This is a genomic window from Pseudomonas sp. R19M, assembly GCF_050312585.1.
GTDB classification, from domain to species: Bacteria; Pseudomonadota; Gammaproteobacteria; order Pseudomonadales; family Pseudomonadaceae; genus Aquipseudomonas; species Aquipseudomonas palleroniana.
In genome coordinates, this window is record NZ_JBNPJV010000092.1 from 271,001 (window position 1) to 295,680 (window position 24,680).

Sequence of the window (24,680 nt, forward strand, 5' to 3'; positions counted from 1 at the left end):
ATGAGGTTCTGCGATGCTTCTGTCTCGTCGCCGTTTCCTGCAAGCCGGCGACGCCGCCTTCCAGGATCTACTGGCGCGCCGGACGCCGGGACAGATGCGTCCTAGGCAGTTCAGCTGTTCGCCGGCTTGAGCCCCAGACTGCGCATCAGGTCGCGGGCGACCTCGAAAAAAATGTCCTTCAAGTTGTCCGCGCACTCCTCCGTCAGTCGGCTGGCAGGCCCGGAGATGACGAGTGCGCCCATCAGCTCCTGCTGCCGCCCATAGATCGGCAGCGCGATAGAGGACGCGTGTGGGTCCGTCGCGCCACGCGAAAAGTACGGTTTTTCCAGCGCGATGCCCACGTGAAAAGGCGCTCGCAACGCTTGGGCTCCGGCCGCTTCATCCATGGGGCGCATATCCCCCGGCTGCATATTGAGCCGCAGGCGATGGGCGGAATTGACCCGGTACTGGCACATCCGATAAGCACCATGGCGAACATAGAAAGAAACGGTCTCACCTGTTTGCTCGGAAAGGTACTGCAGTCGCGGCATCACATGCCGCTCCAGATCGAGCGACTCCTGATACACCGCGTTAAGCCTCATGACCTCGCTGGCCAGCTGATAACGGCCATCAGCCATGCGTGTGATGTAACCCTGGTTTTCAAGCGAAACCATCAAACGCATGATCGTGCTTTTGATAAGCCCCGTACGCTCTACCAGCTCAACCAGGCTCAACGCAGAATCGCCGATTCGAAAGGCAGACAGAACGGTCAAGACTCGGTCAGCCGAAGCCACCCCGTTTACCGCTGGGCGCGGCCGCGCTTTAACCATTGAAGACACCTCATTGACAGAGCCCATTCAGTTGACCAGACAGGGCAGCCAACGACTAGGGCAGGAAAATTTATTATCTTACAACGACAGCCTGCTCGCCATCCGGGTGATGTATAGCAAAAAAACCAGCAAGGCCCGAAAGCTGCGCCTGGCAAACCCTGGATGCGTTGATCAGCGCGCGCACTCCAAGCCATCAGAGCCTCTGAAGACCCGCATCCGATTTTTTAAAATGCCATTTCTTTTAGCTAATCTAAAAAGCTAGCCAGCTCATCACCACCACAAAACAACTCAACAAAAGCACTATTTTCGCGAAAATCCTGTATCGCCTTTCGTCGGTGATTGGTTTATTTTGAAACAGCATTTCATTAAAACTAGACCAATAACAATTCCGGGCGACCCACGCCCTTCTCGCCGCCAGGAGCGAACATGAGCTTTTTTGCTGCCCCATCGACCGTTCAGACAAGCGTCTTTACCCGTCTGCCAGAACAGTTTCGCGACGTGCGCCCAACCGCCTGGGCGAATGCCAACCGCCAGGGACGAGCGATAGATTCGTTTCTGGAAGGACCATCGTTTGACCGGGAGGGTCGCCTCTACGTGACCGACATCCCCAATGGGCGGATTTTCAGGATTTCCCGTCTCGGCGAGTGGGAGCTGGTCTGCGCCTACGATGGCTGGCCGAATGGCCTGAAGATCCACCAGGACGGGCGAATCTTCATCACCGATTACAAGCACGGAATCATGGTGCTGGATCCGCACACCGGCGATATCCAGCCCTTTCTGGAGTCGGCGGGTTCAGAGGGTTTCAAGGGCGTGAATGACCTCGTCTTCGCTCCCAATGGTGACCTGTACTTCACCGATCAGGGACAGACCGGCCTGCAGGATGCGAGCGGCAGGGTCTACAAGGTCGACGTGAAAGGCAACCTGACTTGCCTGCTCAATACCATCCCCAGTCCCAACGGGATCGTCTACGACCCCAACCTGAATCATCTGCTGATTGCGGTCACCCGCGCCCAACAGATCTGGCGTATCCCGCTGGGCAACGGCTCGCTCATCGGAAAGGTTGGGGTCTTCGCCCAACTGCATGGCGGCCTCGGCGGCCCCGATGGCTTGGCCCTTGACGCAGAGAGCAACCTCTATATCGCGCACACAGGCTTCGGTTCTGTCTGGAAACTGTCGAAAGTCGCGGAGCCGCTGCAACGCATCGTTTCTTGTGCCGGCATCAGCAATACCAACCTGGCTTTCGGCGGCGTGGACGGTCGAACGCTGTTCATCGTCGAGTCCGAAACCGGGAGCATTCTGCAAGTCGACACGGCCACACCGGGGTTACCAATGTACTCCCATAGCTGAACCCACAGCACAGCTCATACAACAACTATAAAAAGACCTGACACTATGACCTACGATACTTCGACCCACCCTACTCCGCTCGACGACGCCGAGGGTGAACGTTTGATGCGCCGCATACTGTGGCGCGTCGTGCCATTCATTTTCGTCTGCTACGTCATCAGCTACCTGGACCGCACGAACGTCGGTTTTGCCGCCATCAGCATGAACAAGGATCTGGGGCTGACCGCCACGATGTTCGGGTGGGCCGCCGGCCTGTTCTTCTTCGGCTATTTCATCTTTGAAATCCCCAGCAACCTGCTGATGCAACGATTTGGCGCGCGGATCTGGATCGCACGCATCATGATCACCTGGGGCCTTATTTCCATGGCCACGGCGTTTGCGACCGGCCCGATCAGCTTCAGCATTGCGCGTTTCCTGCTCGGGGTTGCCGAAGCCGGATTCACCCCAGGCGTTTATCTGTATTTCACTTATTGGTTCCCGGGCAAGTGGCGCGCCAAGGCGACCGCTGCCTTTCTACTCGGCATTCCCGTGGCGAATATCGTCGGCTCGCCGCTGTCGGGTTGGCTGCTCGAACAACACGATGTCCTGGGGCTACGCAACTGGCAACTATTGCTCATTACGGAGGCCTTGCCCGCTGTGCTGTTGGGTATCGCGTGCCTGTTTCTGCTCGTCGATACGCCGCTGAAGGCTCGGTGGCTGTCGGATCGCGAAAAAACCTGGCTTAACAACCGCCTCTCTGAAGAGCAAAAAGCGATTGGCGCCTCCCATGGCACCACTTTGCGGGCAGCATTGACCAATCCGAAAGTCTTCACGCTGGCGGCGATTAACTTCTGTTGCATCGTCGGCTCGGTCGGCATCGGTATCTGGCTTCCGCAAATCATCAAAAGCCAGGGTATTTCCAGTGGCGCCTTGGGCTTTGTCGTGGCGTTGCCTTATGTGTCAGGCGCAATCATCATGACCCTCTGGGCGCGCCTGGCCAATAAAAGCAGGCAGCGACTTCCCTACGTCGTCGGTGCGTTGGCCATGGCCGCCGCGGCATTGGTGGTCGCGGCACTGACGGAGCACTCCGTACTGAAAGTTGCCGCGCTGTGCATGGCGGTGGCCAGCATCCTTGCCTTCCAGGCGACGTTCTGGGCGATCCCTTCAACTTTCCTTACGGGGCGTGCTGCCGCAGGTGGCCTGGCGATGATTGTGTCGATCGGCAACCTTGGCGGTTTCACCGGCCCGTTCATGATCGGCTTGATCAAGGACTCCACTGAGAGCTATACGATGCCATTCTTTGCGGTGGCGGCCGTCCTGCTGATAGGCCTGTGCTTGATGCTCTGGTTGGGCGACCCCGCTCGCCAAGGCACTCCAACACTGCCTGCGCCTCAAGCAGTGCCAAAATGACTCAAGGTACAACTTCGCACTGGCGCTAAGGTTTGGTGGCTGTCGCAACAACGGGCACCTGCAGAAAACCTCGCGCCAATTGCTGATACAACTCCGGCCCCATCCTGGCGCTGACCGCCTTGGCGATCAACGCCACGCCCATGAGACTGATGACCATGCCATGGCTGTCGATCATCTCCATGACGATGATTGCGGCAGTGATCGGCGACTGTGTTACCGCCGCCAGGAAACCCACCATGCACAGCGCAATCATGGGTTGGGCCGCCACGTTGAAAAACTCGGCGACATTGGCGCCCACCGCCGCGCCGACAGCAAGGGACGGTGCGAAAATGCCGCCAGGGATACCGGAAAAATAGGTCACGACGGTGGCAAGAAAACGCGTGATGGGCGCATGCCAGGGCAGGCCGATATCAGACACGATGATCTGTGACGTAATGCCGTAACCGCTGCCAAACGACAGGCCACCGCTGAGCGCGCCGAGAACGGCCACGATCAGCCCGCAACCACCGGCAAACCAGACCGGGTGAGCGCGGCGCCATTCCCAGAGGGCAAACCGCTGATGCCGCTGTGGCCAGAGCAGCATTCGGCTGAACAACCCTCCCAGCAGACCGCAACCGATACCGGCGGCTACCGCAGGCGCGATGATCGTGAGGCTGACATCCTGTACGTCCAGGTGGCCGAAGTAGTTGTAGTTGCCCTGTATAGCGATCGCGACCATGCCTGACAGGATGATCGTGCTGAGCAACACACCACTGGTGCGCGTTTCCAGCTTGCGCCCCAACTCTTCCACCGCAAACGCCACCCCGGCCAACGGCGTGTTGAACGCTGCGGCAATGCCGGCAGCGCCTCCGGCCAGGATCAGGTCTTCGGGACGAATCACCCGCGCATTGGGCAGGTAACGATGAAAGAAGTGCATGATTGAGGCGGCCACTTGCACCGAAGGGCCTTCGCGCCCAGCCGAAAAGCCCCCGGTCAGTGCCAGTGTACCCAACCCTATCTTGGCGAACGCAATACGCAACGAGACCAACCGGCTGACGGGTTTGCCCTGGTGCGCCAGCCGCGTGGCGGCGATCACCTGGGGAATTCCGCTGCCCTGGGCTCCGGCAAAAAACCGCGTGGTCAGCCACACCACCAGCATGCCCACCAGTGGCGTGTAGATAAACGGCAACCAGGGTCGCCCGGCCGTCTGTTGAGCAAATTGCATCAGCGCCAGGTCGGCCAGGCGGGCGAACATCACGACCAGCAGCCCGGCACAGGTGGCGGCAACCCAGAGGGTCACGCGAGTACGCCAGCGGACAGACGCAAAGCGACGGCGTAACAACAATAGCGGTTTGATCACCCGAGCAGATTCCCGTTTCAAGTTCGATGGCAGGCAACGCCCGCGCAGTCTCGCATGATCTCGACCCTGCCGCAGCCCTGCAGCATGCCCCGCGCAGGGCATTCAACGAACAGGACGGGCGTTGCTCACCACACCGCGATATGTGAATCCGCCCTCGGTTCTGTTCCTCCGCACAGCACGCCCGTGACCGGGTCGCGCAGGATGATTTGCCCACGCCCGTAATCGGTCAGGTCGCAGGCGATCTGTACTTCGTGGCCGCGACGTATCAGCGCGTTGGCCAAATCGCGGGAGGCGCCCTGCTCTATGCCGATCTTCATACCACCCAGCCATTGCCAGCGTGGCGCATCCAGCGCGGCTTGCGGGTTGAGGCCGAAGTCGACCAGGTTCATCACCATCTGTACATGGCCTTGGGGCTGCATGTAGCCGCCCATCACGCCGAACGGTCCGAGGGCCTGGCCACCCTGGGTGAGAAAGCCGGGAATGATGGTGTGGAAGGTTTTCTTGCCGGGCGCCAGGCAGTTGGCATGGGCCGGATCGAGGCTGAACTCCTGCCCGCGATTTTGCAGGGCGATGCCGCTGTCGGGCAGCACCACGCCGGAGCCGAAGCCGTGGTAGTTGCTCTGGATGAACGAGACCATATTGCCTTCGGCGTCCGCCGTGGCCAGGTACACCGTGCCGCTGGCGTGAGGGTCACCGGGCTTGGGCAGTTGCGCTTGTTCGCCGATCTGGTCGCGACGGCGGGTGCTGTAGGCGTCGCTCAGCAGGTCAGCCACCGCCACGCGCATATGCAAGGGGTCGGTGATGTGGTGCAAGCCGTCGCTGTAGGCCGCCTTCATCGCCTCAAGCTGACGGTGCCAGGTCTGTTGGCTGTCACGGTGATCGAAGTTGAAGCCTTCGAGGATCTTCAGGGCCATCAACGCCACCAGCCCTTGGCCGCTCGGGGGGATTTCCCAGACATCCACGCCACGATAATTGATATGGATCGGCTCTACCCACTGCGCCCGGTAACCCTTGAGGTCGCCGCCACGCAGATAGCCGCCGCTGGCACGCGAATGAGCGTCCAGTCGGTCGGCCAGCGCGCCGCGATACAAGCTTTCGCAACGGGTCGCGGCGAGTTCTTCCAAGGTCCGTGCCTGGGCCGGGTTGCGGTACAACTGTCCGGCCAGCGGGGCGCGGCCGTCGATCAGGAAGGTATCGAACCAGGCGTCCAGCGCGACGTCACGATGGGCGGTGAATTCGTTCAAGGCGAGCTGCCACTGATGGGCGACTACCGGCGACACGGGAAAACCGTCCCGCGCCAGGCTGATGGCCGGCTGCAGCAGTTCGGCGAAGGGCAATTTGCCGAAGCGTTGCGACAGCTCCGCCCAGGCCGACGGGCAGCCAGGCACGGTGACTGGAGTCCAGCCGTACAGCGGCATCTGCTCATGCCCTGCAGCCTTGACCGCCTCGATGCTCAAGGCCGCCGGCGCGTGACCGTTGCCATTCAGGCCGTGCAACCGGCCCTTGCACCACACCAGCGCAAAAGCATCGCCGCCCAGGCCGCAGCCGGTAGGTTCCACCACGATCAGGGCCGCCGCCGTAGCGATGGCGGCATCGATGGCGTTGCCACCCTTTTGCAGAATCTCGATCCCCGCCTGGGCCGCCAGGGGTTGTGACGCCGCGACCATGCCGCGACGGGCAAAGACGCTCTGGCGTTGTGACGGATAGGGGTACTCGTGAGCAGAAAATTTCAACATGGCAAAGGCTCTTGGGTTCAGGCTTTTGGACACAGGCGACAGGGGTTCCTCGCCAGGCTCACAACACACGACTGAGAAAGGCTCGGGTACGAGGGTGGCTGGGGCGCCTGAAAATCTGTTCCGGTGGCCCTTGTTCGATGATTTCGCCCTGGTCGAGCACCACCACCCGATCGGCCACTTCACGGGCAAAGCCCATTTCATGGGTGACCACCACCATGGTCATCCCCTCCTCGGCCAGCTCTTTCATGACCTCCAGCACTTCGCCGACGGTTTCCGGGTCAAGCGCGCTGGTGGGTTCGTCGAACAACATGGCTTGGGGCTTCATGGCCAGGGCGCGGGCAATCGCGACCCGTTGCTGCTGGCCGCCGGAAAGCATTGAGGGGTAATGGCCGGCCTTGTCCGCCAGGCCGACCCTGGCCAGCAAATCCCGCGCCTGACCCAGCGCCTCGGCACGCGAAACGCCAAGCACCTGGATCGGCGCCTCGATGATGTTTTCCAGGGCGGTCATATGCGGGAACAGATTGAAGCGCTGGAACACCATGCCGATATCGCGGCGCTGCCGGGCGATGTTGCGCTCCGAATCACGCACCAGGCTGCCGTCGCTGCGCTCGCGATAGCCCATGGCACGGCCGTTGACGCGGATGCGCCCGCCCTGGATATCTTCCAGCAGGTTGATGCAGCGGATAAAAGTGGTCTTGCCGGAGCCTGATGCACCGATCAGCACCACCACTTCGCCACGCCGCACTTGCAGGGAAACGCCCTTGAGAATCTGTAGCTCGCCGAAGGACTTGTGAATATCCAGCGCTTCGATGATCAGCTCTTCACTTTGGTGCGCCATGCTTAACGTCCCCTCAGCAATTTCAAGGTGCTACGCCCGAACAGGCGGCTGGAGGCCGGCGGTGGTGCGCCAGGCCGGTCGGACTGGCCGAAACGGGTCTCCAGCCAACGTTGGAAAAACCCCCACAGGGTGGTGAGCATCAAGAAGTAGATCGCTACCACCAGGTACAACTCGAACACGCGGAAGGTCGCCGAGGTGACCATCTGCGTACTGAGCAGCAACTCCTGCACCCCGATCACACTGACCAGCGTGGTGTTCTTGAGCATCACGTTGAACTCGTTGCCCAGCGGCGGCACGATCACCCGGAACGCCTGTGGCAGGATGATGCGCCGCATCAGCTTGGCGAAGCCCATGCCCAGGGAGCGTCCGGCCTCGTATTGGCCCTTGTCGACCGCGCCGATCCCCGCCCGGATGATCTCGACCATATAGGCGCCTTCGTTGAGGCCCAGGGCAATGATCGCGGCCTGGATATTCCCCGGGATTACCAGGCCGAACAGTTCCACATCCTCAAACCGGAAAATCCCGCCTGCCGCCATTGCGGTGTACAAAAACACGATCTGCACCAGCAACGGCGTGCCACGCATCAACCACACATAAAAGCGCACCGGCAGATGCAGCAACGGGTTCTTCGACAGCCTCAGCAACGCCGCCGCCAGCCCCAGCAGGCAGCCCAGCAACATCGCCGAGACCGCGATCAGGCAGGTCAGCCAGAGCCCGGTCAGGTACACGCCGCTGGGCTGCAACAGGTACTGCCAGAACACATCCCAATTGAAATTCATCGCGGGTTGGCCTCAGTCGAGTGTGTCGCTGCTCACATGCCACTTGTTCAGCAACTGCAGGTAGCTGCCATCGCTGCGCATGTCGCTGATCACCTGTTGCACCGCGGCGCTCAATTGCGGGTCATCCTTGCGAATGCCCAGGCCGGTGAGGATGCGGCTGAACGCCGGCACGCCCTCCTGAAACAGGTCGGGGGCCATCGCTGCGTAGTAACCGGCGGTTTCTATGGTGGTGCCGTAGGCGTCAACCTGGTGGATGCGCAAGGCTTGGAAAGCATCGGTGTCGGTGTTGTAGACCACCAGTTTCATGGCGGGCTTGCCGGCTTTGGTCAGGCTGTCGTTCTGGCTATCCAGCAGGGTCTTGATGGTCGAGCCATTGAGCACCGCGACCTTGTGCCCGGACAGGTCATCGAGTGTCTTGATGCCCTTGGGGTTGCCTTTTGGCACCACCACCGACTGGCTGGAATACATGTAGTTGACGATATCGATCACCTGGCGCCGTTCGGGCTTGTCGAACAGTTGATCGACGATCATGTCGCACTGCTGGGCGAGCAGCGCCGGCACCAGCCCCGAGAACGGAATCACTCGCCACTGCACCGGCTTGTCGCCCAGGCGCTTGGCGATTTCCAGGCCCAGATCGACGGTCAGCCCGCGCGGTTTCTGGGCCTCGTCGAAAGACACCAGCGGGGGTGAATCCATCCCCGAGCAGTAAGTGAGCTTATCGGCTTTGAGCAGGCGCTCCGGTACCTGGGGCGCAGCAAAGGCCCACTGGCTAAAGAGACTGAGGGAGAAAGCCACCAGCAAGGCGCGGCGTTTATGCATGACCAGACACTCCAGTAGGTTGAAGAACGGGGCAGGACACCAAGTCAAAACACGACAGCTTTTTTATTATTTTTCCGCTTGCAGGAATTGAATCAGCGCCGGCACCGTGCCTTCGATGTGTTCACGCACCACGGCTTCGGCGCGGGCGGCGTCACCGGCCCGAATCGCGTCGAGGATCACCGCATGTTCCTGGCGTGCGCTGAGCGGCTTGTCACCGTGCTGCAACCATAAGCGCATGGGCGCCTCGACCAGCGAGTACAACGCCGAAATCTGCTTCATCAAACGCGGTCGGCCACTGAGGCTGCACAGGTATTCATGAAACGCACGATGGCGGCGAACCCAGGCGGCGCTCTCGTCGCGGTAGTCGTCCATCTCGTCCAGCAGGCGTTCCAGGGCCGCCAGCTGGCGTTCGCCGATACGGCCCACCGCCACGCGCACCGCCAGCCCTTCCAGGGCGCTGCGCATCTCGAACACCTCATGCAGCTCATCGATATCCAGGCCGCTGACCACCGCGCCACGGTTGGGTCGCAGGGTAACGAGGCCCTGGGCATCCAGGCGCCGGAACGCTTCGCGCACCGGCATGCGGCTCATGCCGACCTCACTGGCGATGTCTTCGGCAATCAGCCGGTCACCCTTGCGGTAGCGGCCGCTGCAAATGGCTTCCAGCAGGTAGTTGTAGGCCTCTTCCTCGGCAGTCAGGGGCTGACGGTCTACGTAAGCAGGGGCAAATTGCATCGGCGGCACCTTTTGATTTTTTGTATCCAATTATCCACGGATACATAAAAGCAGAATGCGTGCCATCTCGCGTGAAGGGAGGCAAGGGGTTGAATCGGCTGCATAAATCGGAAAGTAGCGGCGAGACCACCGCGTACGACCAGCACGGTGTGCTACCAAACAGCACACCTATGCCCTATGAGTGAGCACGCTCCAGGCGCAGTCACAATCGGGCTTTTGCCCGGCGCGGCGGTCGCCGACCGGGCATGGGCTGCGTGGAATGACGCCTGGCGCGCCCTGTTCAGGTGGGGTTACAGGGTGTAGGAAATCCCCACCTGGACCGTACGTGGTTCGCCAGGGTAGGCATAGAAGTTCAGGAAAGAACCTTCTTCGTACTCACGATTGAACAGGTTCTTCACGTCAAGATTGAGCCTGACCTTTTCGTTGACCTTGTAGTAACTCAGCAGGTCAACGACCGTGTAGGACCCCATCGTGAAGGTGTTATTGGCAGTTTGCCCCGCGCGTTCGGCCACGTATTTACCACCGGCGCCCAGGCCCAACCCTTTAAGGGCGCCGTCTTGGAACTCATACACGTTAAGCAGGCTGAAACTGTTGCGCGGGATGTTCGCCAGGTGCGTACCGGTGCGAATGGTGGTGTCCTTGGTCACCTCGGCATCTACATAGGCATAGCCGCCGATCATCCGCCACTCGGGCGTCAGGTTGCCGGCCACGTTCAGATCGAAGCCGCGACTGCGCACCTGCCCCGTTGCTACGTTGAAGGCTGAGTCGACCGGGTCGACACCTTGAACGTTTTTCTTGTCGATCTGGTAGATCGCTGCGTCGACGCTCAACTGCCGGTCAAGCGCTTCCCACTTCACGCCCATTTCATAGGACTTGCCCTGCTCCGGATCAAAACCGCCGCCTTGACGACTGGCGCCCGTGTTGGGTTTGAACGAGCGCGCCGCATCCGCGTAGAGCGCGACGGTGTCGGTGAGGTCATACATCACACCGACACGTGGGGTGACCGCGTTGTCGGCAGCGCTCCAACTTCTGACACCCGGTACGTAGGATTCGTATTCGTGCTCGAAGCGCTCAAAGCGCGCACCCGCGAGAACCTTCAAGCGCTCGGTCAGCGCCACCTGGTCCTGGATGAAAGCCGCATAAGTCTTGAGGTTTTCTTTATCGTGGGTCGGCGTGCGGGTCAGCGCAGGTCGTGGTTGGCCATAGATCGGGTTGAAGATATCAATCGGGAACGTGCCCGTCGCAGCACTGGAACGTTGGATGATCGACTTGTAATCGTAGTCTTCGTACTCAATGCCGGTGAGCAGCGTGTGGTCCAGGCCGCCCAGGGAGAAGTGCCCGGTCAGGTTGAGCTGGTAGTCCTTGTCGGTCCAATCCAGCTTGCGGTAGTTGAAGTTGCGCTGCAGGGTGCGTCCGTCGGCGTTCAGGCTCGTCGCATTGTTCGCCTCAACGCCATTGCCCTTCATCGTCCCGTCCAGCCATTGGAAGCCACCGGCCAGGGTCCAGTTGTCGTTGAGCAGATGTTCGAAACGCAACTGGGCCATGTTGTTGTCGTTGTGAAGGTTACCGGCGTACTTCTCACCCCAGAAGGTGTCTCGTGACGGTGTGCCACGCTGGTTGGCGAAACGGGTCAGGCCGCGATCCAGTGGGTGATTGTTACGCATGAAGTCGCCTTCGAAGGTCACCTTGGTGTCGTCCGTGGCCTGCCAGGTCAACACCGGCGCCACGCCATAGCGCTCGGTTGAGACATGGTCGCGGAAGGTGTCGCCGCCCTCACCCACCACGTTCAGCCGGTAGGCCAGGCGCCCTTCCTCATCCAGTGGGCCGGACGCATCGAGCGTGCCGCGCCGCATGCCTTGATCATCCAATTGGCTGCCCAGCGTGACCGTACGCTCGGCCAGGGGTTGCTTGGAGACCACATTGAAGGTGCCGCCAGGGTCGCCACGCCCATAGAGCAGGCTGGCAGGCCCGCGCAGCACTTCAAGACGCTCGATGCTGTTGGCGTCCGGCATGCTCGGGTAGCCCCGATTGATCGGAAAACCGTTGCGATAGAACTCCGAAGTAGTGAAGCCGCGCACCGTGAAGCTGGTCAGCCCCTGCCCGCCGAAGTTGTTGGCCCGGCCAACGCCACCCGCGTAGTCGAGGGCTTCCTGCAAGCGCGTCGCACCCAGGTCCTCGACCACGTCCTTGGGGACGACGCTGATGGACTGGGGCGTTTCGTGAATCGACGTATCGGTACGCGTCGCGCTGGCCGAACGTGTGGCGCGGTAGCCCCTGACCGGACCTTGGGCCGTCTCACTGTCCATCTCGCCCGTGACCGTGGTCGCTTGCAATTCGAGGCTGGCGTTTTCAGAAGGTGCATCCTGCGCCCAGGCTAAAGGGGAAATTGCTTGAAGCACGCAGAGGGAAATCAGGGTACGACGCATGGATGCTGGACCTTGTGGATGAGCCGACGAGAAGGTGGACCTGCCAGGAATTCGCGGCGGATCTTATATCAACAGTTCTCGTTTAGCACCAATTCTCATTAACGAGCTTTTTGAGAATCCACTGGGTATCAGTCGCTTAAACACTCCACGCGAAAAGGCGCTCAAGCAGGAGCGCCGTCACTGGCCGCAACGTCCAACGAAGCCAACATCTGCGCACGGCACACTTCAAGGATCTCGTCAGCCAGCGCGGAATCGTCCGGGCAAGCCCGCGACAAGACAATCGCGCCAACCGCTCGAGACATCAGGTCGATCATGTTCTTCCTGCCCTCACCCGCCTCTGCATCCGGTCCCGTCGGGTATTTCTGCCCCAGCGTGTGCAGGAGCTGTTCGATGCCTTCGGCAAAGGTGGTTTTCAGCTCATCCGATTGACGCGCCGCGTCGCCCCCCAGCGCCGCCAGGGTGCAACCGCCGCCACGTCGGTCGCGGTGCTCTCGGGTCACATAGCGGTTGATGAAGCCAGCAACATCGAGCGACTCAGCCCCCACCAGCGATTTGGACAGGCTGCAGGCCGAGGCTTCTGCCATCAGGTCGGCCTTCGAGCCGAAGTGCTTGTAGAAACCGCCATGGGTGAAGCCGGCCGCAGCCATCAGATCGGCGACACCGACGCCATCAAAACCGCGCTCGCGGAACAGTTCGGAAGCCGTTTCAACGATGTGCTCTCGATTGGCCTGCGCCTGCGCCTTGGTCACTCTCACCTGTCATACCTCGTGTTCAACGGGAAAACCTGCGCTCCATGATACATAGATGCCAGTCATAATCAAAATCGTTGACAGCTTAGATTTCGATCATCATCATAAAAACACGCAAAACCCACCCAGAGAGATGAACCATGAGCACTCGCCCTACTGTTTTGATCACCGGCGCCTCCACCGGCATTGGCGCGGTTTACGCCGCACGCTTCGCGCAACGCGGCCACGACCTGGTGCTGGTCGCTCGAGACCAGGCGCGCCTGGAAGCACTCGCTGCAAGGTTGCGCGACGAACACAAGGTCAGCATCGAGATCATTCCCGCCGACCTCACCCAACTCGACGATCTGACCCGCGTTGAAACCCGTCTGCGCGACGATGCCCGCATCGGCATCCTCGTCAATAACGCTGGCGCGGCGCTGTCCGGCCGCTTTATCGACCAGAGCACCGACAGCGTCGCGCAGTTGGTCGCCCTCAACACCACCGCGCTGGTGCGGCTCGCCAGTGCCATCGCTCCACGTCTGGCCAAGGCCGGCGACGGTGCAATCATCAATATTGGTTCGGTGGTCGGCCTGGCGCCGGAGTTCGGCATGTCGGTCTACGGTGCGACCAAGGCCTTTGTGCTATTCCTTTCCCAGGGCCTGAGCCTGGAGCTTTCGCCTCTGGGCGTGTATGTGCAGGCCGTACTGCCGGCCGCAACCCGCACGGAAATCTGGGATCGCTCCGGCATCGACATCAACACCCTGAACGAAATCATGGAAGTGGGCGATCTGGTGGATGCCGCACTGGTCGGCTTCGACCGTCGTGAGGTGGTGACGATTCCGCCGCTGCACGAAGCTGAACGCTGGGATGGCCTGCAAACCGCCCGTCAGGGCTTGCTTGAGCAAATCCGTCAGTCCGCGGTTGCCCAGCGCTACCTGGCCTGAGCGATCACTGAGTCACGATCATCCCAACAGGATTAGGTGCAGGCGCCCAAGGCCCTGCATCGACGCCTGCCCACCGACAAGAGCAGCGTCACGATGAAAGCCTTTTTGATTGATCGCTATGGAAAGAACACTGGTCGCCTTGGCGAGGTGCCCTCCCCGATAGTCGGGGCGCACGACGTGTTGATTGAGGTGCACGCCAGCAGCGTCAACGTGCTGGACGCGAAGATCCGCAAAGGCGACTTCAAATTGATCCTGCCGTACCCACTCCCGTTGATCCTGGGCAATGACCTGGCCGGGGTCGTGGTGGAAGTGGGCTCGCAAGTCAAACGCTTCAAACCGGGAGACGAGGTCTACGCCCGCCCACCTGAAACACGCATCGGGACATTCGCCGAACGCATCGCCGTGGACGAAAACGCGCTCGCCCGCAAGCCCGCCAATCTCGACATGGCACACGCCGCAGCGATCCCCTTGGTGGCCCTGACCGCCTGGCAAGTGCTGGTCGACACCGCACACCTGCAACCGGGCCAGAAAGTCCTGATCCACGCAGGGTCAGGCGGTGTCGGCACGCTCGCGATCCAGCTCGCCAAACACCTCGGTGCCTTTGTCGCTACCACCACCAGCACGGCCAATGTGGAATGGGTCAAGGCGCTGGGCGCCGACCGGGTGATCGACTACACACAGCAGGATTTTGAAAGCGTCCTGCATGACTATGACGTAGTGCTGAACAGCCTCGGCGCGGATGTATTGGAGAAGTCGCTCAAGGTCCTCAAGCCCGGTGGGCAGCTCATCTCCATCTCAGGACCACCCACGGTCCAATTCGCCCGCGAACAAGGGCTGTCCTGGCCACTGCAGCAAGTCATGCGTCTGCTGAGCCTGGGTATTCGGCGCAAGGCGCGCAAACAGGGCGTGCGCTACGCATTCGTGTTCATGCGGGCCGATGGCGCACAACTGCAGCAGCTCACCGAGCTTATCGAGGCCACAATCATCAAGCCGGTGATTGACCGCACCTTCCCCTTGGAACACACGGCGCAGGCGTTGACGTACGTCGAGCAGGGGCGCGCCAGGGGCAAGGTGGTGATTACGCTCAAGTGATTAGGTCACCGATTTCGGAATCTTCAGCCCCAGGCTTTCGCGCAACGTCGTCCCCTCATATGCCGTGCGGTACACACCGCGTTCCTGCAACAGCGGTATGACTTCACGGGTAAAGCGCTCGAACTGCTGCGGATGCCCAATATAGATATTGAACCCATCCACCGCCCGCGCCTCGAACCACTCCGCCATTTTCTGCGCAACGGTTGCCGCCGTTCCCACAAAGGCCCCCGGGCGCAGTTGTCGACCGAATTCGACGGCCTGGCGCAACGTAAAACCTTTTTCCCGGGCCTGGTCGGCAATGCGTTTGGCGGCAGTGAAAAAGCTGCTGCGCGCAGCCTCCAGGCTCTCCTGCGGAAACGGCGCATCCAGGTCGTACTGGCTGAAATCATGCCAGCCGAAATTGCGCCCGAACTCCTTCAAGGCCAATTCAAAGCTGTGGTCGGCGTGATGGTAGTGTCGCTCGATTTCACGGGCCTGTTCATCGGTGTCGCCCACATAGATTTCTGCGCCGGGCATCACCCGCAGTTGTTCGGAATCGCGACCGTGCCGCGCGGCCCTGTCCTTGATATCCCGGTAAAAAGCCTGGCCCTGCTCGATGCTGGCCGCATGCGTAAAGATCACGTCCGCCGTGGCGGCGCCCAGCTCGCGGCCTTGCTCCGAGTCACCGGCCTGGAAGATCACCGGCTGGCCTTGGGGTGAGCGCTGGATGTTCAACGGGCCGACCACCGAAAAATGCTCGCCCTGGTGATTCAGGCTGTGCAGCTTGTTGGGGTCGAAAAACTGGCCGGTGGCGCGGTTGCGCACAAAGGCATCGTCCTCATAGGAGTTCCACAGGCCCTGCACTACTTGCACGTGTTCGGCCGCACGGCCGTAGCGGGTGTCGTAGTCATAATGTTCATCGCGGCTGTAGTTGCCGGCGGTACCGGCGTCGCCGCTGGTGACCACGTTCCAGCCGGCGCGGCCCTTGCTGATCAGGTCCAGCGAGGCCAGGCGGCGTGCGACGTTGTAAGGCGAGTTGTATGAAGTCGTCAGGGTACCGACCAACCCGATATGGCGCGTGCTGACGGCCAGTGCCGATAACAGCGTCAACGGCTCCAGGCGATTGAGGTAGTGGGAGGGCGACCCCGGCGTGATGAACTGGCTGTCGACGATAAACATCAAGTCGAACAAGGCCGCCTCGGCCTGGCGCGCAATGTCGATGTACCAGTCGATGTTGACGCTGGCATCGGCCGGCAATTGCGGGTCAAGCCACAGGTTGTGGCGCCCCGGTCCGCCACAACCCATCGTCAAGGCGCCAAGTTTGAGCTGTCTTTTGGTCATGTCCAAGGTGTTCCTTGCGGCGTTCAGGGCTGTGTTGTAACGACGGCGGGTTGCAGTGCCGCCGAGAACGAGTTGTCGAACAGACTGGCGGCCGGGTAAGACTTGACCAAGCCTTGGCTGGCGAAGAAGTCCACGGTCTTTTGCGCCTCCAGCGGCGATTGGGCTGTCACCGGCTCCACGGTGGTACGGGCGCGGGCAAACCAGGCGCGGGCGATATCCGCATCGGCCCGGGTACGCTTGGCCCAGGCATCGGCATAAGCATCGGCGTTGGCCGGGCTTTGGCGGGTCCAGTCGCGGGCTTTCTTCAGGCGTTGGAGAAAGTCATTGATCGGCGCACGCTTGGCATCCACGGCCTTGGCATTGGCGGCAACGAAGCTCTGGGCCGGGATCAGGCCGTCAGCCGTTGCGAGCACGCGCGCACCTTGGCGTTCCTGTTGCGTGACATAGGGTTCCCAGGTGGCGATGACGTCCACCGAACCGCCTTCCAGGGCATGGGAAGCGTCCAGCGCGCTGAGGTAGCGCAACTCCAGTGAGTCTCGCGACACCCCGGCTTTGTCGAGTGCGGTCAGCAGCAGTTGCTGGCTCCAGGAGCCCTTCCACACGGCCGCACGCTTACCCGCCAGATCCGCCAGGCTGTGGATCGACGAATCCTTCCTGACCAGAATCGCCACGCCGTCGAGATTTTGCCGGCTGATGGCGATGACCTTGATCGGCGCACCCAATGCGCCCAGGAACAACACCGGCGCATCACCGAGCAAACCGATATCCAGGCTGTTGGCATTAAGTGCTTCGGCGACCGGCGAGCCCGCGGTGAACTGTTTCCACTCCAGCTGATAAGGCAGGTCATCGAGCACGCCCGCCGCCTCCATCACGGCCTGAGCGTTGTAGCTCTGGTCGCCCACCACCAGCGTTTGCGCGTGCGCACTCAGACACAGCAATGCGGCAACCATCCCGGCTACCCGTTTTGTCAGATCACGCACATTTGTCTCCAGCTACCTGTTCTTGGGGACGGACAAGATGGGGGACTGATCAGCGCGTGTAAAATACCGATAACGCATAACCTAATTCTATAATAATGCGCACAATGCATTTTCAAGCCCATAGAAACGCCCCCGGGAATACGCCGACATTGCGTAGCGTCGTGCACCACCTACACTGATTTAAGTCCAGCGCCCAGGGTCATTTCTGTAGATCGCCCGCAGATACCTGCACGCATTGCTCGACAAAAAAGCAGTTGCCCAACTGATTAATAGAGTCGATATGAAAGAGCATCCGCGGCGGCGTGAATCACCTCTCCTGGCTCGGCTTGGCCTGCTGTGCCTGGCCCTTGCCGGTTGCACGGTCGGGCCGGATTTCAGCCGCCCCGAGGTGCCCGCAGCGGCCGGCTACACAAAAGAACCGCTGACGACCACCGCCCAGGCCGATATCGACACCGGCGGCGCGGCGCAGCGCTTGATCGCGGGCATGGACATTCCGGGGCAATGGTGGACGCTGTTCCACTCAACGACATTAAATGCCCTGGTTGAAGAAGCCCTGCGTGCCAACCCGGATGTCAGCGCGGCGCAAGCGGCCTTGCGCCAGGCCAATGAGCAGGTTTACGCCGACCAGGCGTCGCTGTTTCCCGCCGTCAACGCCAATCTCCAGAAGACCCGGGAGAAAGTCTCGGGCGTCACAACGGGGGCCCCCTCATCGCCCATCCTTACGCTCAGCTCGGCGTCGCTGAGCGTATCCTATGCCCCGGACGTGTTCGGCGGCACGCGCCGGCAGATCGAATCGACCACGGCCCAGGCCGAGTACCAACGCTTCCAACTGGAGGCGACCTACCTCACCCTGACCTCCAATGTGGTCAACACGGCGGTCAGCCTGGCGTCTTTGCGCGATCAAGTGGCGGCCACCGAGGCCATCATCCGACTGCAGAGCGATCAGCTCGACGTCCTGCAAGCCCAACGACAATTGGGCGCCATCAGCAATGCCGACGTGCTCACGCAGCAAACCGCGCTGGCCCAGACCCGCGCCACCCTGCCGCCCCTGCAAAAGCAGCTGGCGCAGACTCGCAACCAACTGATGACCTACCTCGGCCGGTTCCCCAATCAGGACCGCGACGAACGTTTCCAACTGGCCTCCCTGCACTTGCCGACAGACCTGCCCGTCAGTCTGCCCTCGGCGATTGTCGGCCAGCGACCGGACGTGCGCTCGGCCCAGGCTCAATTGCACCAAGCCAGCGCCAACATTGGCGTGGCGGTCGACAATCAGTTGCCGCAGTTCAGCATCACCGGTTCCGTGGGCTCCACGGTGGCGAGCGGCACCCGGCTGTTCTCGGCCGGCTCCGGCGTCTGGAGCCTGGCGGGCGGGATTGCCCAACCGATCTTCGATGCCGGCGCCCTGGAGCATCGCAAACGCGCCGCCGTGGCGGCCTACGATGAATCCGCGGCGCGTTATCGCGGCACCGTGTTGGTCGCGTTTCAGGACGTGGCCAATGCACTGCGCGCCCTCGAAGCCGACGCCGAGACCCTCGACCAGCAGGTTGCCGCTGAGCGCTCGGCGCAAGCCAACCTGGACCTGGTGCAGGCCCAATTCCGCCTGGGCGCGGTGGCCTACATCAACCTGCTCACCGCCCAGCAGACCTACCAGAACACGGTGCTGGCGCGGGTCAGGGCGCAGGCTGCTCGCTACAGCGATACCACGGCCCTCTTCCAGGCGCTGGGAGGCGGCTGGTGGAACCGCACCGATGTTGACCCCGCCACCCGGGGCCAGCCGGACCGCTTCGGCCTGCCGTCATGGCGGGAGCTGATGCCGGCCGACAATGCGCACGCGACGCCCGCCACAGCGGCGGGCTGGACTGAACCGAATCATTGAACCCGTGAGACTCTCCATGGCCGACGTCCAGACTGCCTCTCCCCCGCCCTCCGAGCCCGGCGTACCGCGCAAGCGTCGACTGTGGCGGCCGATGTTGATCATGATCGCGGTGGTATTGCTGATTGTCGCGATCATCGCCGGGGTGAAATTCGTGCAGATTTCCGCGCTGATCGCCCAGTCAAAACTGCCGCTACCCGCCGCCGTGGTGACCGCGATGCCCGTGCCGTATGCCGACTGGCAACCCAGTGTGTCCGCCGTGGGTTCGATGAAGGCGGTGCGCGGCGTGGACGTGACCACCGAAGTCGGCGGCATCGTGCGTACCCTCGGTTTCACGCCCGGACAGCAGGTGGCGGCCCAGGCGCTGCTGGTGCAGTTGAATGCCGACGCGGACCTCGCGCAGCTTCACTCCCTGGAGGCGACTGCCGACCTGGCGGGCATCGTGCTCAAGCGTAACAAGGCTCAATTGGCGGTCAATGCGGTGTCCCAGGCCCAGGTCGACACCGACACGGCAGACTTGAAGGCCAAACTTGCCGCCGCCGAACAACAACGCGCGCTGGTGGCGAAAAAGACCATTCGCGCACCGTTTGCCGGGCGTATCGGGATCACCGGCGTCAACCCCGGCCAATACCTCAACCCAGGCGACAAAATTGCCACGCTGCAGACCTTCGACCCCATCTATATCGACTTCAATGTCCCACAGAACCAGCTCGGGTCCATTGCCATCGGCCAACAGGTCCTGGTGACCGCCGACGGCCTTTTCGAACAAACCTTCACGGGGCGGATCAGCACGGTCGACACCCAATTCGATCCGACCACGCGCAACGTCACCGTCGAAGCCACCGTCGAGAACCCCAGGCAAAGCCTGGTGCCCGGTATGTTTGCCCGCGCCGTGGTCAATTCCGGCGCTTCCCAACGCTACCTCACCGTTCCACAGACCTCGGTGACCTACAACCCCTACGGCACCACCGTGTTCATCGCCACCTCGAGTAAAAACGACAAGGGTGAGGAAGTGCTCAGCGCGCAACAAACCTTTATCAAGACCGGCCCGACCCGGGGCGACCAGGTGGCGATTGTGTCCGGAGTGAAAGAAGGCGATCTGTTGATCACCAGCGGCCAGATGAAACTCAAGAATGGCTCGCCGGTGAAGGTCGACAACCGCGCCGCGCCGTTGAACGACCCGGCTCCGACTCCCCAAGAACATTAAAGGTGTCCCATGAAACTGACCGATACCTTTATCCACCGACCGGTCTGGGCCGTAGTGGTCTCGCTGTTCATCCTGATCCTGGGGCTGCGCTCGATCTTCGAACTGCCGGTGAACCAATGGCCGCGCACCGAAAACACGGTGGTCACCATCACCACCGCCTACTACGGTGCAGACGCCTCCACCGTCGCAGGCTTTATCACCCAGCCGCTGGAAGCGGCTATTGCTCAAGCCCAAGGCATTGACTATCTGTCCTCAACGAGCATTACCGGCGTCTCGACCATCACCGCCACCCTGCGGCTGAACTACGACGCGAGCAAGGCCCTCACCGAGATCAATACCCAAGTCAATTCGGTGAAGAACCAACTGCCCGCCCAAGCCCAGGAACCGGTGCTGACGGTGGCCGTCGGGCAGACTACCGACGCCATGTACCTGGGGTTCTACAGTGACACGCTGCCCACCAACAACATCACGGACTACCTGGTGCGGGTGGTCAAACCCAAGCTCGACTCGATCCAGGGCGTGCAAACCGCAGAGATTCTCGGCGGCCGCCAGTTCGCCCTGCGCGCCTGGCTCGACCCGGACAAACTGGCGGCACACAACGTCACCGCGCAGGACGTCTCCACCGCCCTGGCCAACAACAACTACTTGTCTGCCGTGGGCTCGACCCGTGGGCAGTCGGTGACGATCGACCTCACGGCCGGCACTGATTTGCACACGGTGGATGAGTTCAAGCGCCTGGTCATCAAGCACAAAGGCGATGCGCTGGTGTACCTGGAGGATGTGGCGACCGTCACCCTTGGCGCCGAAAGCTACGACAGCAGCGTGGCGTTCTCCGGCAAGCGCTCGGTGTTCATCGGCATCAAGGCGGCTCCCACGGCGAACATCCTGACGGTCGCCAGCAGCGTGCGCGAGGCGTTCCCCGAGCTGCAATCGCAATTGCCCAGCGGGGTGCGCGGCGAGATCGTGTATGACTCGACCGAGTTCATCAACACGTCGATTTACGAGGTGGTCAAGACCCTGGTCGAAGCCATGATCATCGTCTCGGTGGTCATCTACCTGTTCCTCGGCTCGTTCCGTGCGGTGATTGTGCCGCTGGTGGCGATTCCGCTGTCACTGGTGGGAACGTTCTTTGTCATGTACCTGTTGGGGTACTCCATCAACCTGCTGACGCTGCTCGCCCTGGTACTGGCGATAGGGCTGGTGGTGGACGACGCGATTATTGTGGTGGAAAACGTCGACCGGCATATCAAGGAGGAAGGTAAAGGCGTACTGGACGCCGCGCTGATCGCGGCGCGCGAACTGGGCGGCCCGATCATTGCGATGACCGTGGTGCTGGTGGCCGCCTACGTGCCGATCGGGCTGCGCAGCGGCCTCACGGGTGCCCTGTTCAAGGAGTTCTGTTTCTCGCTGGCAGGCGCCGTGACCGTGTCGGCCGTGGTGGCGTTGACACTCTCACCGATGATGACGTCGCGGCTGTTCAAGCCTGGGCAGGAAGAAGGCCGTTTCGCCCGGCGGCTCGACCAGTACTTTGACTGGTTGCGCAAACGCTACCACCGCGTGCTGGCCGGCGGACTGGACGTCTGGCCGGTGCTGGTGACCTTTGGTTTCGCCCTGTTCCTGCTGGTCGCGGCCAGCGGCATGACGGCCAAGAGCGAACTGTCGCCCACCGAAGACCAGGGGTTGGTGTTCATGCAGATCAAGGGCCCGCCGACGGCGTCACCGCAGCAGATGGAGCGCATTGCCGACCAGGCGTTCCAGATCGCCAACAAAGAACCCGAATACGCGCAGATGTTCCAACTGACCGGCCTGCCGGCACTCAACCAGGGCCTGGGCGGCGTGCTGCTCAAATCCTGGGGCGACCGCACCCGCTCCCAGGCCCAACTGATTCTGGACCTCCAGCAAAAATGGAATCAGGTGCCGGGGGCCAGCATCGCGGCCTTCCCGCTGCCCTCGCTGCCGGGGGCCCAAGGGTTGCCGGTGCAATTTGTGATCACCACCACCGACTCGGTGGAGAACCTCAACGAAGTCGCGCAGGCGGTCATGGCCGAGGCCCTGAAACAACAGCTGTTCTGGTTCGCCGATATGGATTTGAAGCTGGACAAACCCCAGGCACGCTTGGTGGTCGACCGGGAAAAAATTGCCGCATTGGGCATGACCCAGGCCGATGTGGGCGCCGCGTTGTCAGCCGCTCTGGGCGGCAATTACGTGAACTATTTCTCCACCGCCGGGCGCTCGTACAAAGTCATTCCCCAGGTATTGCAGGTCAACCGCCTCAACCCCGAGCAGATCCTCGATTACTATATCCGCACACCTGCCGGCAACATGATACCGGCGCGTACGGTGGCGCATATCGAGACCTCGACCCAGCCGGAATCGATCAACCACTTCCAGCAACTCAACTCGGCGACGCTGGGCGGCGTCAGCGGTGTGGCCCAGGGCGAGTTGCTGGCGAAGCTGAACACGATCCTCAACCACGTTGCCCCTTCGGGCTACACCTCGGACTTCGCCGGCGAGTCGCGGCAGTTCATGCAGGAGTCTGGTGGGTTCGTCGGCCTGCTGCTGTTCTCGATCCTGATCGTCTACCTGGCGCTGGCCTTCCAGTTCGAGAGCTTTCGCGACCCCGTGGTGATCCTGTTCTCCGTGCCGCCCGCGTTGTTCGGCGCGTTGGCGTTTATCACCATGGGCTACGCGTCGATCAATGTGTACACCCAGGTGGGCCTGGTGACGCTGCTGGGGTTGATCACCAAGCACGGGATTCTGATCGTGCAGTTTGCCAACCAATTGCAACGCGCCGGCCACAGCAAGCGTGAGGCGATTGAAGAAGCGGCCGCCGTGCGCCTGCGCCCTATCCTGATGACCACGGCGGCGATGGTGCTGGGCGTGGTGCCGCTGGTGTGGGCGTCCGGGGCCGGTGCGGCTGGGCGCCATGACATGGGCTTGGTGATCTTCGCCGGCTTGTCGATCGGGACGCTGTTGACGCTGTTCATGGTACCGGCGATGTACCTGTTCATGGGAGCCACGCACGCTCACGAAACCGGGCAATCGCGGCTCGATTCAGAGCCGGCGCGAGCGCCCTGATCCGCCCCAAATAGGTGCACCATGTGCAGGGCGCCTACCCCATGCTCAAACGTCATAATCCCCGGCTCGCCTGCGTGGTAACCTCGCGCCACCATGAATAGACAGTGATCGTCACTGAAGACGACAGAGCCAGGAAAGAACATGCCAAAAATCTCTCACTCAGCGTTGCGCCGCAACTTCCGTGAATTGCTTGCCAAGAAAATGTGCGTTGAAACCGCCTCGGTGTTCGACCCCATGTCCGCGCGTATCGCGGCCGACCTGGGGTTCGAGGTCGGTATCCTGGGTGGCTCGGTCGCTTCGTTGCAGGTACTTGCAGCTCCCGATTTTGCGCTGATCACCCTGAGTGAGTTCGTTGAACAGGCCACCCGCATCGGGCGCGTGGCCCAGTTGCCCTTTATCGCCGACGCCGACCACGGTTATGGCAACGCCCTGAACGTGATGCGCACCGTCGAGGAGCTTGAGCGTGCCGGCGTGGCGGCGCTGACGATTGAGGACACCTTGCTGCCGGCGCAGTTCGGGCGTAAATCCACCGACCTGATTTCCATCGAAGAAGGCATCGGCAAGGTCAAGGCGGCGCTGGAGGCGCGTGTCGATCCAGAACTCTCGATCATCGCCCGCACCAACGCCGGTGTGTTGCCGACCGCCGACGTCATCGAGCGCACCAAGGCCTATGAAAAGGCCGGCGCCGATGGCATCTGCATGGTCGGCGTCAAAGACTTCGAGCACCTTGAGCAGATCGCGGCGAACCTCACGGTGCCGTTGATGCTGGTGACCTACGGCAACCCCCTGCTCCATGACAGCGAGCGCCTGGCCAGCCTGGGCGTACGCATCGTGGTGGCCGGGCATGGCGCCTACTTTGCCTCGATCAAGGCTACCTACGACAGCCTGCGCGCCCAGCGCAAGTTGACCCACAGCACCTCGAACCTGAGTGCTACCGAGTTGACGCATACCTACACGTTGCCGGAGAGCTACGTAGCCTGGGCTGAAGAATTCATGGATGTGAAAGAGTAATAGCCCGCCAGTAGTTCGCGCTGGAATACCCGGCCACTGCTGTAAGTGGATATAAAAAAGCCGCCGCAGAACCTGCGGCGGCAAACCAAAGGGTAGTGTCGAAGCAGAGCGGCTAAGACCCTGACCACGCTACACCCCCAACCGATTAAATAGTGTGAAGTTTAATTAATCGAGTTTAATCCCGCTCCCCGCTGCGCACCGCGAAAAATCCGTTAATAATCAGGACTCGA

19 protein-coding genes are annotated in these 24,680 nt (G+C 61.5%); 8 read left to right on the plus strand and 11 right to left on the minus strand.

The features are described from left to right. Window positions 1-110: 110 nt before the first annotated feature. A complete protein-coding gene (locus ACQRBT_RS22625; protein WP_412046150.1) occupies window positions 111-809 on the minus strand; it encodes an IclR family transcriptional regulator in 699 nt (232 codons plus the stop codon). A 426-nt stretch (window positions 810-1,235) separates the two neighbouring features. On the opposite strand from ACQRBT_RS22625, the gene ACQRBT_RS22630 reads away from it, so the two are divergent. Together ACQRBT_RS22630 and ACQRBT_RS22635 are read left to right on the plus strand one after the other, a co-directional pair. Continuing rightward, window positions 1,236-2,156 (plus strand): SMP-30/gluconolactonase/LRE family protein, encoded by a 921-nt coding sequence (locus ACQRBT_RS22630; RefSeq protein ID WP_412046048.1) that lies wholly within the window; start codon window positions 1,236-1,238, stop codon window positions 2,154-2,156. Window positions 2,157-2,201: 45 nt separating this feature from the next. Next, window positions 2,202-3,545: an MFS transporter gene (locus ACQRBT_RS22635; RefSeq protein WP_412046047.1), complete on the plus strand. Its 1,344-nt coding sequence runs from the start codon at window positions 2,202-2,204 to the stop codon at window positions 3,543-3,545. A 25-nt stretch (window positions 3,546-3,570) separates the two neighbouring features. Here ACQRBT_RS22635 and ACQRBT_RS22640 read toward each other — a convergent pair whose 3' ends face one another. The 8 genes from ACQRBT_RS22640 to ACQRBT_RS22675 form a co-directional block, all read right to left on the minus strand. Beyond that, window positions 3,571-4,884 (minus strand): chloride channel protein, encoded by a 1,314-nt coding sequence (locus ACQRBT_RS22640; protein ID WP_104993775.1) that lies wholly within the window; start codon window positions 4,882-4,884, stop codon window positions 3,571-3,573. 125 nt (window positions 4,885-5,009) lie between these two features. After that, the gene (locus tag ACQRBT_RS22645; protein ID WP_412046046.1) at window positions 5,010-6,620 is read right to left on the minus strand and encodes a gamma-glutamyltransferase family protein; all 1,611 of its coding nucleotides are present in this window, start codon (window positions 6,618-6,620) and stop codon (window positions 5,010-5,012) included. A 58-nt stretch (window positions 6,621-6,678) separates the two neighbouring features. After that, window positions 6,679-7,458: an amino acid ABC transporter ATP-binding protein gene (locus ACQRBT_RS22650; RefSeq protein WP_090371092.1), complete on the minus strand. Its 780-nt coding sequence runs from the start codon at window positions 7,456-7,458 to the stop codon at window positions 6,679-6,681. A gap of 2 nt (window positions 7,459-7,460) precedes the next feature. After that, window positions 7,461-8,237 (minus strand): amino acid ABC transporter permease, encoded by a 777-nt coding sequence (locus tag ACQRBT_RS22655; protein ID WP_412046045.1) that lies wholly within the window; start codon window positions 8,235-8,237, stop codon window positions 7,461-7,463. 12 nt (window positions 8,238-8,249) lie between these two features. Beyond that, a complete protein-coding gene (locus tag ACQRBT_RS22660; protein WP_412046044.1) occupies window positions 8,250-9,056 on the minus strand; it encodes an ABC transporter substrate-binding protein in 807 nt (268 codons plus the stop codon). Window positions 9,057-9,122: 66 nt separating this feature from the next. Continuing rightward, window positions 9,123-9,791: a GntR family transcriptional regulator gene (locus tag ACQRBT_RS22665; RefSeq protein ID WP_060753065.1), complete on the minus strand. Its 669-nt coding sequence runs from the start codon at window positions 9,789-9,791 to the stop codon at window positions 9,123-9,125. Window positions 9,792-10,081: 290 nt separating this feature from the next. Next, window positions 10,082-12,217, minus strand: a complete 2,136-nt coding sequence (locus ACQRBT_RS22670; RefSeq protein WP_412046043.1) for a TonB-dependent siderophore receptor — start codon at window positions 12,215-12,217, stop codon at window positions 10,082-10,084. 161 nt (window positions 12,218-12,378) lie between these two features. Beyond that, window positions 12,379-12,972 (minus strand): TetR family transcriptional regulator, encoded by a 594-nt coding sequence (locus ACQRBT_RS22675; RefSeq protein WP_244383503.1) that lies wholly within the window; start codon window positions 12,970-12,972, stop codon window positions 12,379-12,381. 134 nt (window positions 12,973-13,106) lie between these two features. Here ACQRBT_RS22675 and ACQRBT_RS22680 point away from each other — a divergent pair, with 134 nt between their 5' ends. Both ACQRBT_RS22680 and ACQRBT_RS22685 read left to right on the plus strand, forming a co-directional pair. Beyond that, window positions 13,107-13,889, plus strand: a complete 783-nt coding sequence (locus ACQRBT_RS22680; protein ID WP_412046042.1) for an SDR family NAD(P)-dependent oxidoreductase — start codon at window positions 13,107-13,109, stop codon at window positions 13,887-13,889. A 93-nt stretch (window positions 13,890-13,982) separates the two neighbouring features. After that, window positions 13,983-14,981: an NADP-dependent oxidoreductase gene (locus tag ACQRBT_RS22685; RefSeq protein ID WP_412046041.1), complete on the plus strand. Its 999-nt coding sequence runs from the start codon at window positions 13,983-13,985 to the stop codon at window positions 14,979-14,981. Here ACQRBT_RS22685 and ACQRBT_RS22690 read toward each other — a convergent pair whose 3' ends face one another. Further along, entirely contained in the window at window positions 14,982-16,301 is a 1,320-nt protein-coding gene (locus tag ACQRBT_RS22690; RefSeq protein WP_412046040.1) for an LLM class flavin-dependent oxidoreductase, read from the minus strand. Window positions 16,302-16,324: 23 nt separating this feature from the next. Continuing rightward, complete coding sequence (locus ACQRBT_RS22695; protein WP_161548112.1) at window positions 16,325-17,281, minus strand: ABC transporter substrate-binding protein; 957 nt, start codon at window positions 17,279-17,281, stop codon at window positions 16,325-16,327. Between the two features lie 280 nt (window positions 17,282-17,561). Here ACQRBT_RS22695 and ACQRBT_RS22700 point away from each other — a divergent pair, with 280 nt between their 5' ends. The 4 genes from ACQRBT_RS22700 (at window position 17,562) to ACQRBT_RS22715 (ending at window position 24,450) form a co-directional block, all read left to right on the plus strand. Continuing rightward, the gene (locus ACQRBT_RS22700; RefSeq protein WP_411984105.1) at window positions 17,562-19,157 is read left to right on the plus strand and encodes an efflux transporter outer membrane subunit; all 1,596 of its coding nucleotides are present in this window, start codon (window positions 17,562-17,564) and stop codon (window positions 19,155-19,157) included. Window positions 19,158-19,173: 16 nt separating this feature from the next. Beyond that, window positions 19,174-20,361, plus strand: coding sequence for an efflux RND transporter periplasmic adaptor subunit (locus ACQRBT_RS22705; protein WP_411984104.1), 1,188 nt, complete (start codon window positions 19,174-19,176; stop codon window positions 20,359-20,361). 9 nt (window positions 20,362-20,370) lie between these two features. Further along, window positions 20,371-23,439, plus strand: coding sequence for an efflux RND transporter permease subunit (locus ACQRBT_RS22710; protein WP_244383510.1), 3,069 nt, complete (start codon window positions 20,371-20,373; stop codon window positions 23,437-23,439). A gap of 141 nt (window positions 23,440-23,580) precedes the next feature. Next, a complete protein-coding gene (locus ACQRBT_RS22715) occupies window positions 23,581-24,450 on the plus strand; it encodes an isocitrate lyase/PEP mutase family protein (protein WP_060753074.1) in 870 nt (289 codons plus the stop codon). Window positions 24,451-24,680: the final 230 nt, after the last annotated feature.

Bases quoted from the DNA above. Each gene is read 5' to 3' on its own strand.
- ACQRBT_RS22625 (WP_412046150.1), bottom strand. From the start codon at position 809: ATGGTTAAAGCGCGGCCGCGCCCAGCGGTAAACGGGGTGGCTTCGGCT.
- ACQRBT_RS22630 (WP_412046048.1), top strand. From the start codon at position 1,236: ATGAGCTTTTTTGCTGCCCCATCGACCGTTCAGACAAGCGTCTTTACC.
- ACQRBT_RS22635 (WP_412046047.1), top strand. From the start codon at position 2,202: ATGACCTACGATACTTCGACCCACCCTACTCCGCTCGACGACGCCGAG.
- ACQRBT_RS22645 (WP_412046046.1), bottom strand. From the start codon at position 6,620: ATGTTGAAATTTTCTGCTCACGAGTACCCCTATCCGTCACAACGCCAG.
- ACQRBT_RS22650 (WP_090371092.1), bottom strand. From the start codon at position 7,458: ATGGCGCACCAAAGTGAAGAGCTGATCATCGAAGCGCTGGATATTCAC.
- ACQRBT_RS22655 (WP_412046045.1), bottom strand. From the start codon at position 8,237: ATGAATTTCAATTGGGATGTGTTCTGGCAGTACCTGTTGCAGCCCAGC.
- ACQRBT_RS22660 (WP_412046044.1), bottom strand. From the start codon at position 9,056: ATGCATAAACGCCGCGCCTTGCTGGTGGCTTTCTCCCTCAGTCTCTTT.
- ACQRBT_RS22665 (WP_060753065.1), bottom strand. From the start codon at position 9,791: ATGCAATTTGCCCCTGCTTACGTAGACCGTCAGCCCCTGACTGCCGAG.
- ACQRBT_RS22670 (WP_412046043.1), bottom strand. From the start codon at position 12,217: ATGCGTCGTACCCTGATTTCCCTCTGCGTGCTTCAAGCAATTTCCCCT.
- ACQRBT_RS22680 (WP_412046042.1), top strand. From the start codon at position 13,107: ATGAGCACTCGCCCTACTGTTTTGATCACCGGCGCCTCCACCGGCATT.
- ACQRBT_RS22685 (WP_412046041.1), top strand. From the start codon at position 13,983: ATGAAAGCCTTTTTGATTGATCGCTATGGAAAGAACACTGGTCGCCTT.
- ACQRBT_RS22690 (WP_412046040.1), bottom strand. From the start codon at position 16,301: ATGACCAAAAGACAGCTCAAACTTGGCGCCTTGACGATGGGTTGTGGC.
- ACQRBT_RS22700 (WP_411984105.1), top strand. From the start codon at position 17,562: ATGAAAGAGCATCCGCGGCGGCGTGAATCACCTCTCCTGGCTCGGCTT.
- ACQRBT_RS22705 (WP_411984104.1), top strand. From the start codon at position 19,174: ATGGCCGACGTCCAGACTGCCTCTCCCCCGCCCTCCGAGCCCGGCGTA.
- ACQRBT_RS22710 (WP_244383510.1), top strand. From the start codon at position 20,371: ATGAAACTGACCGATACCTTTATCCACCGACCGGTCTGGGCCGTAGTG.
- ACQRBT_RS22715 (WP_060753074.1), top strand. From the start codon at position 23,581: ATGCCAAAAATCTCTCACTCAGCGTTGCGCCGCAACTTCCGTGAATTG.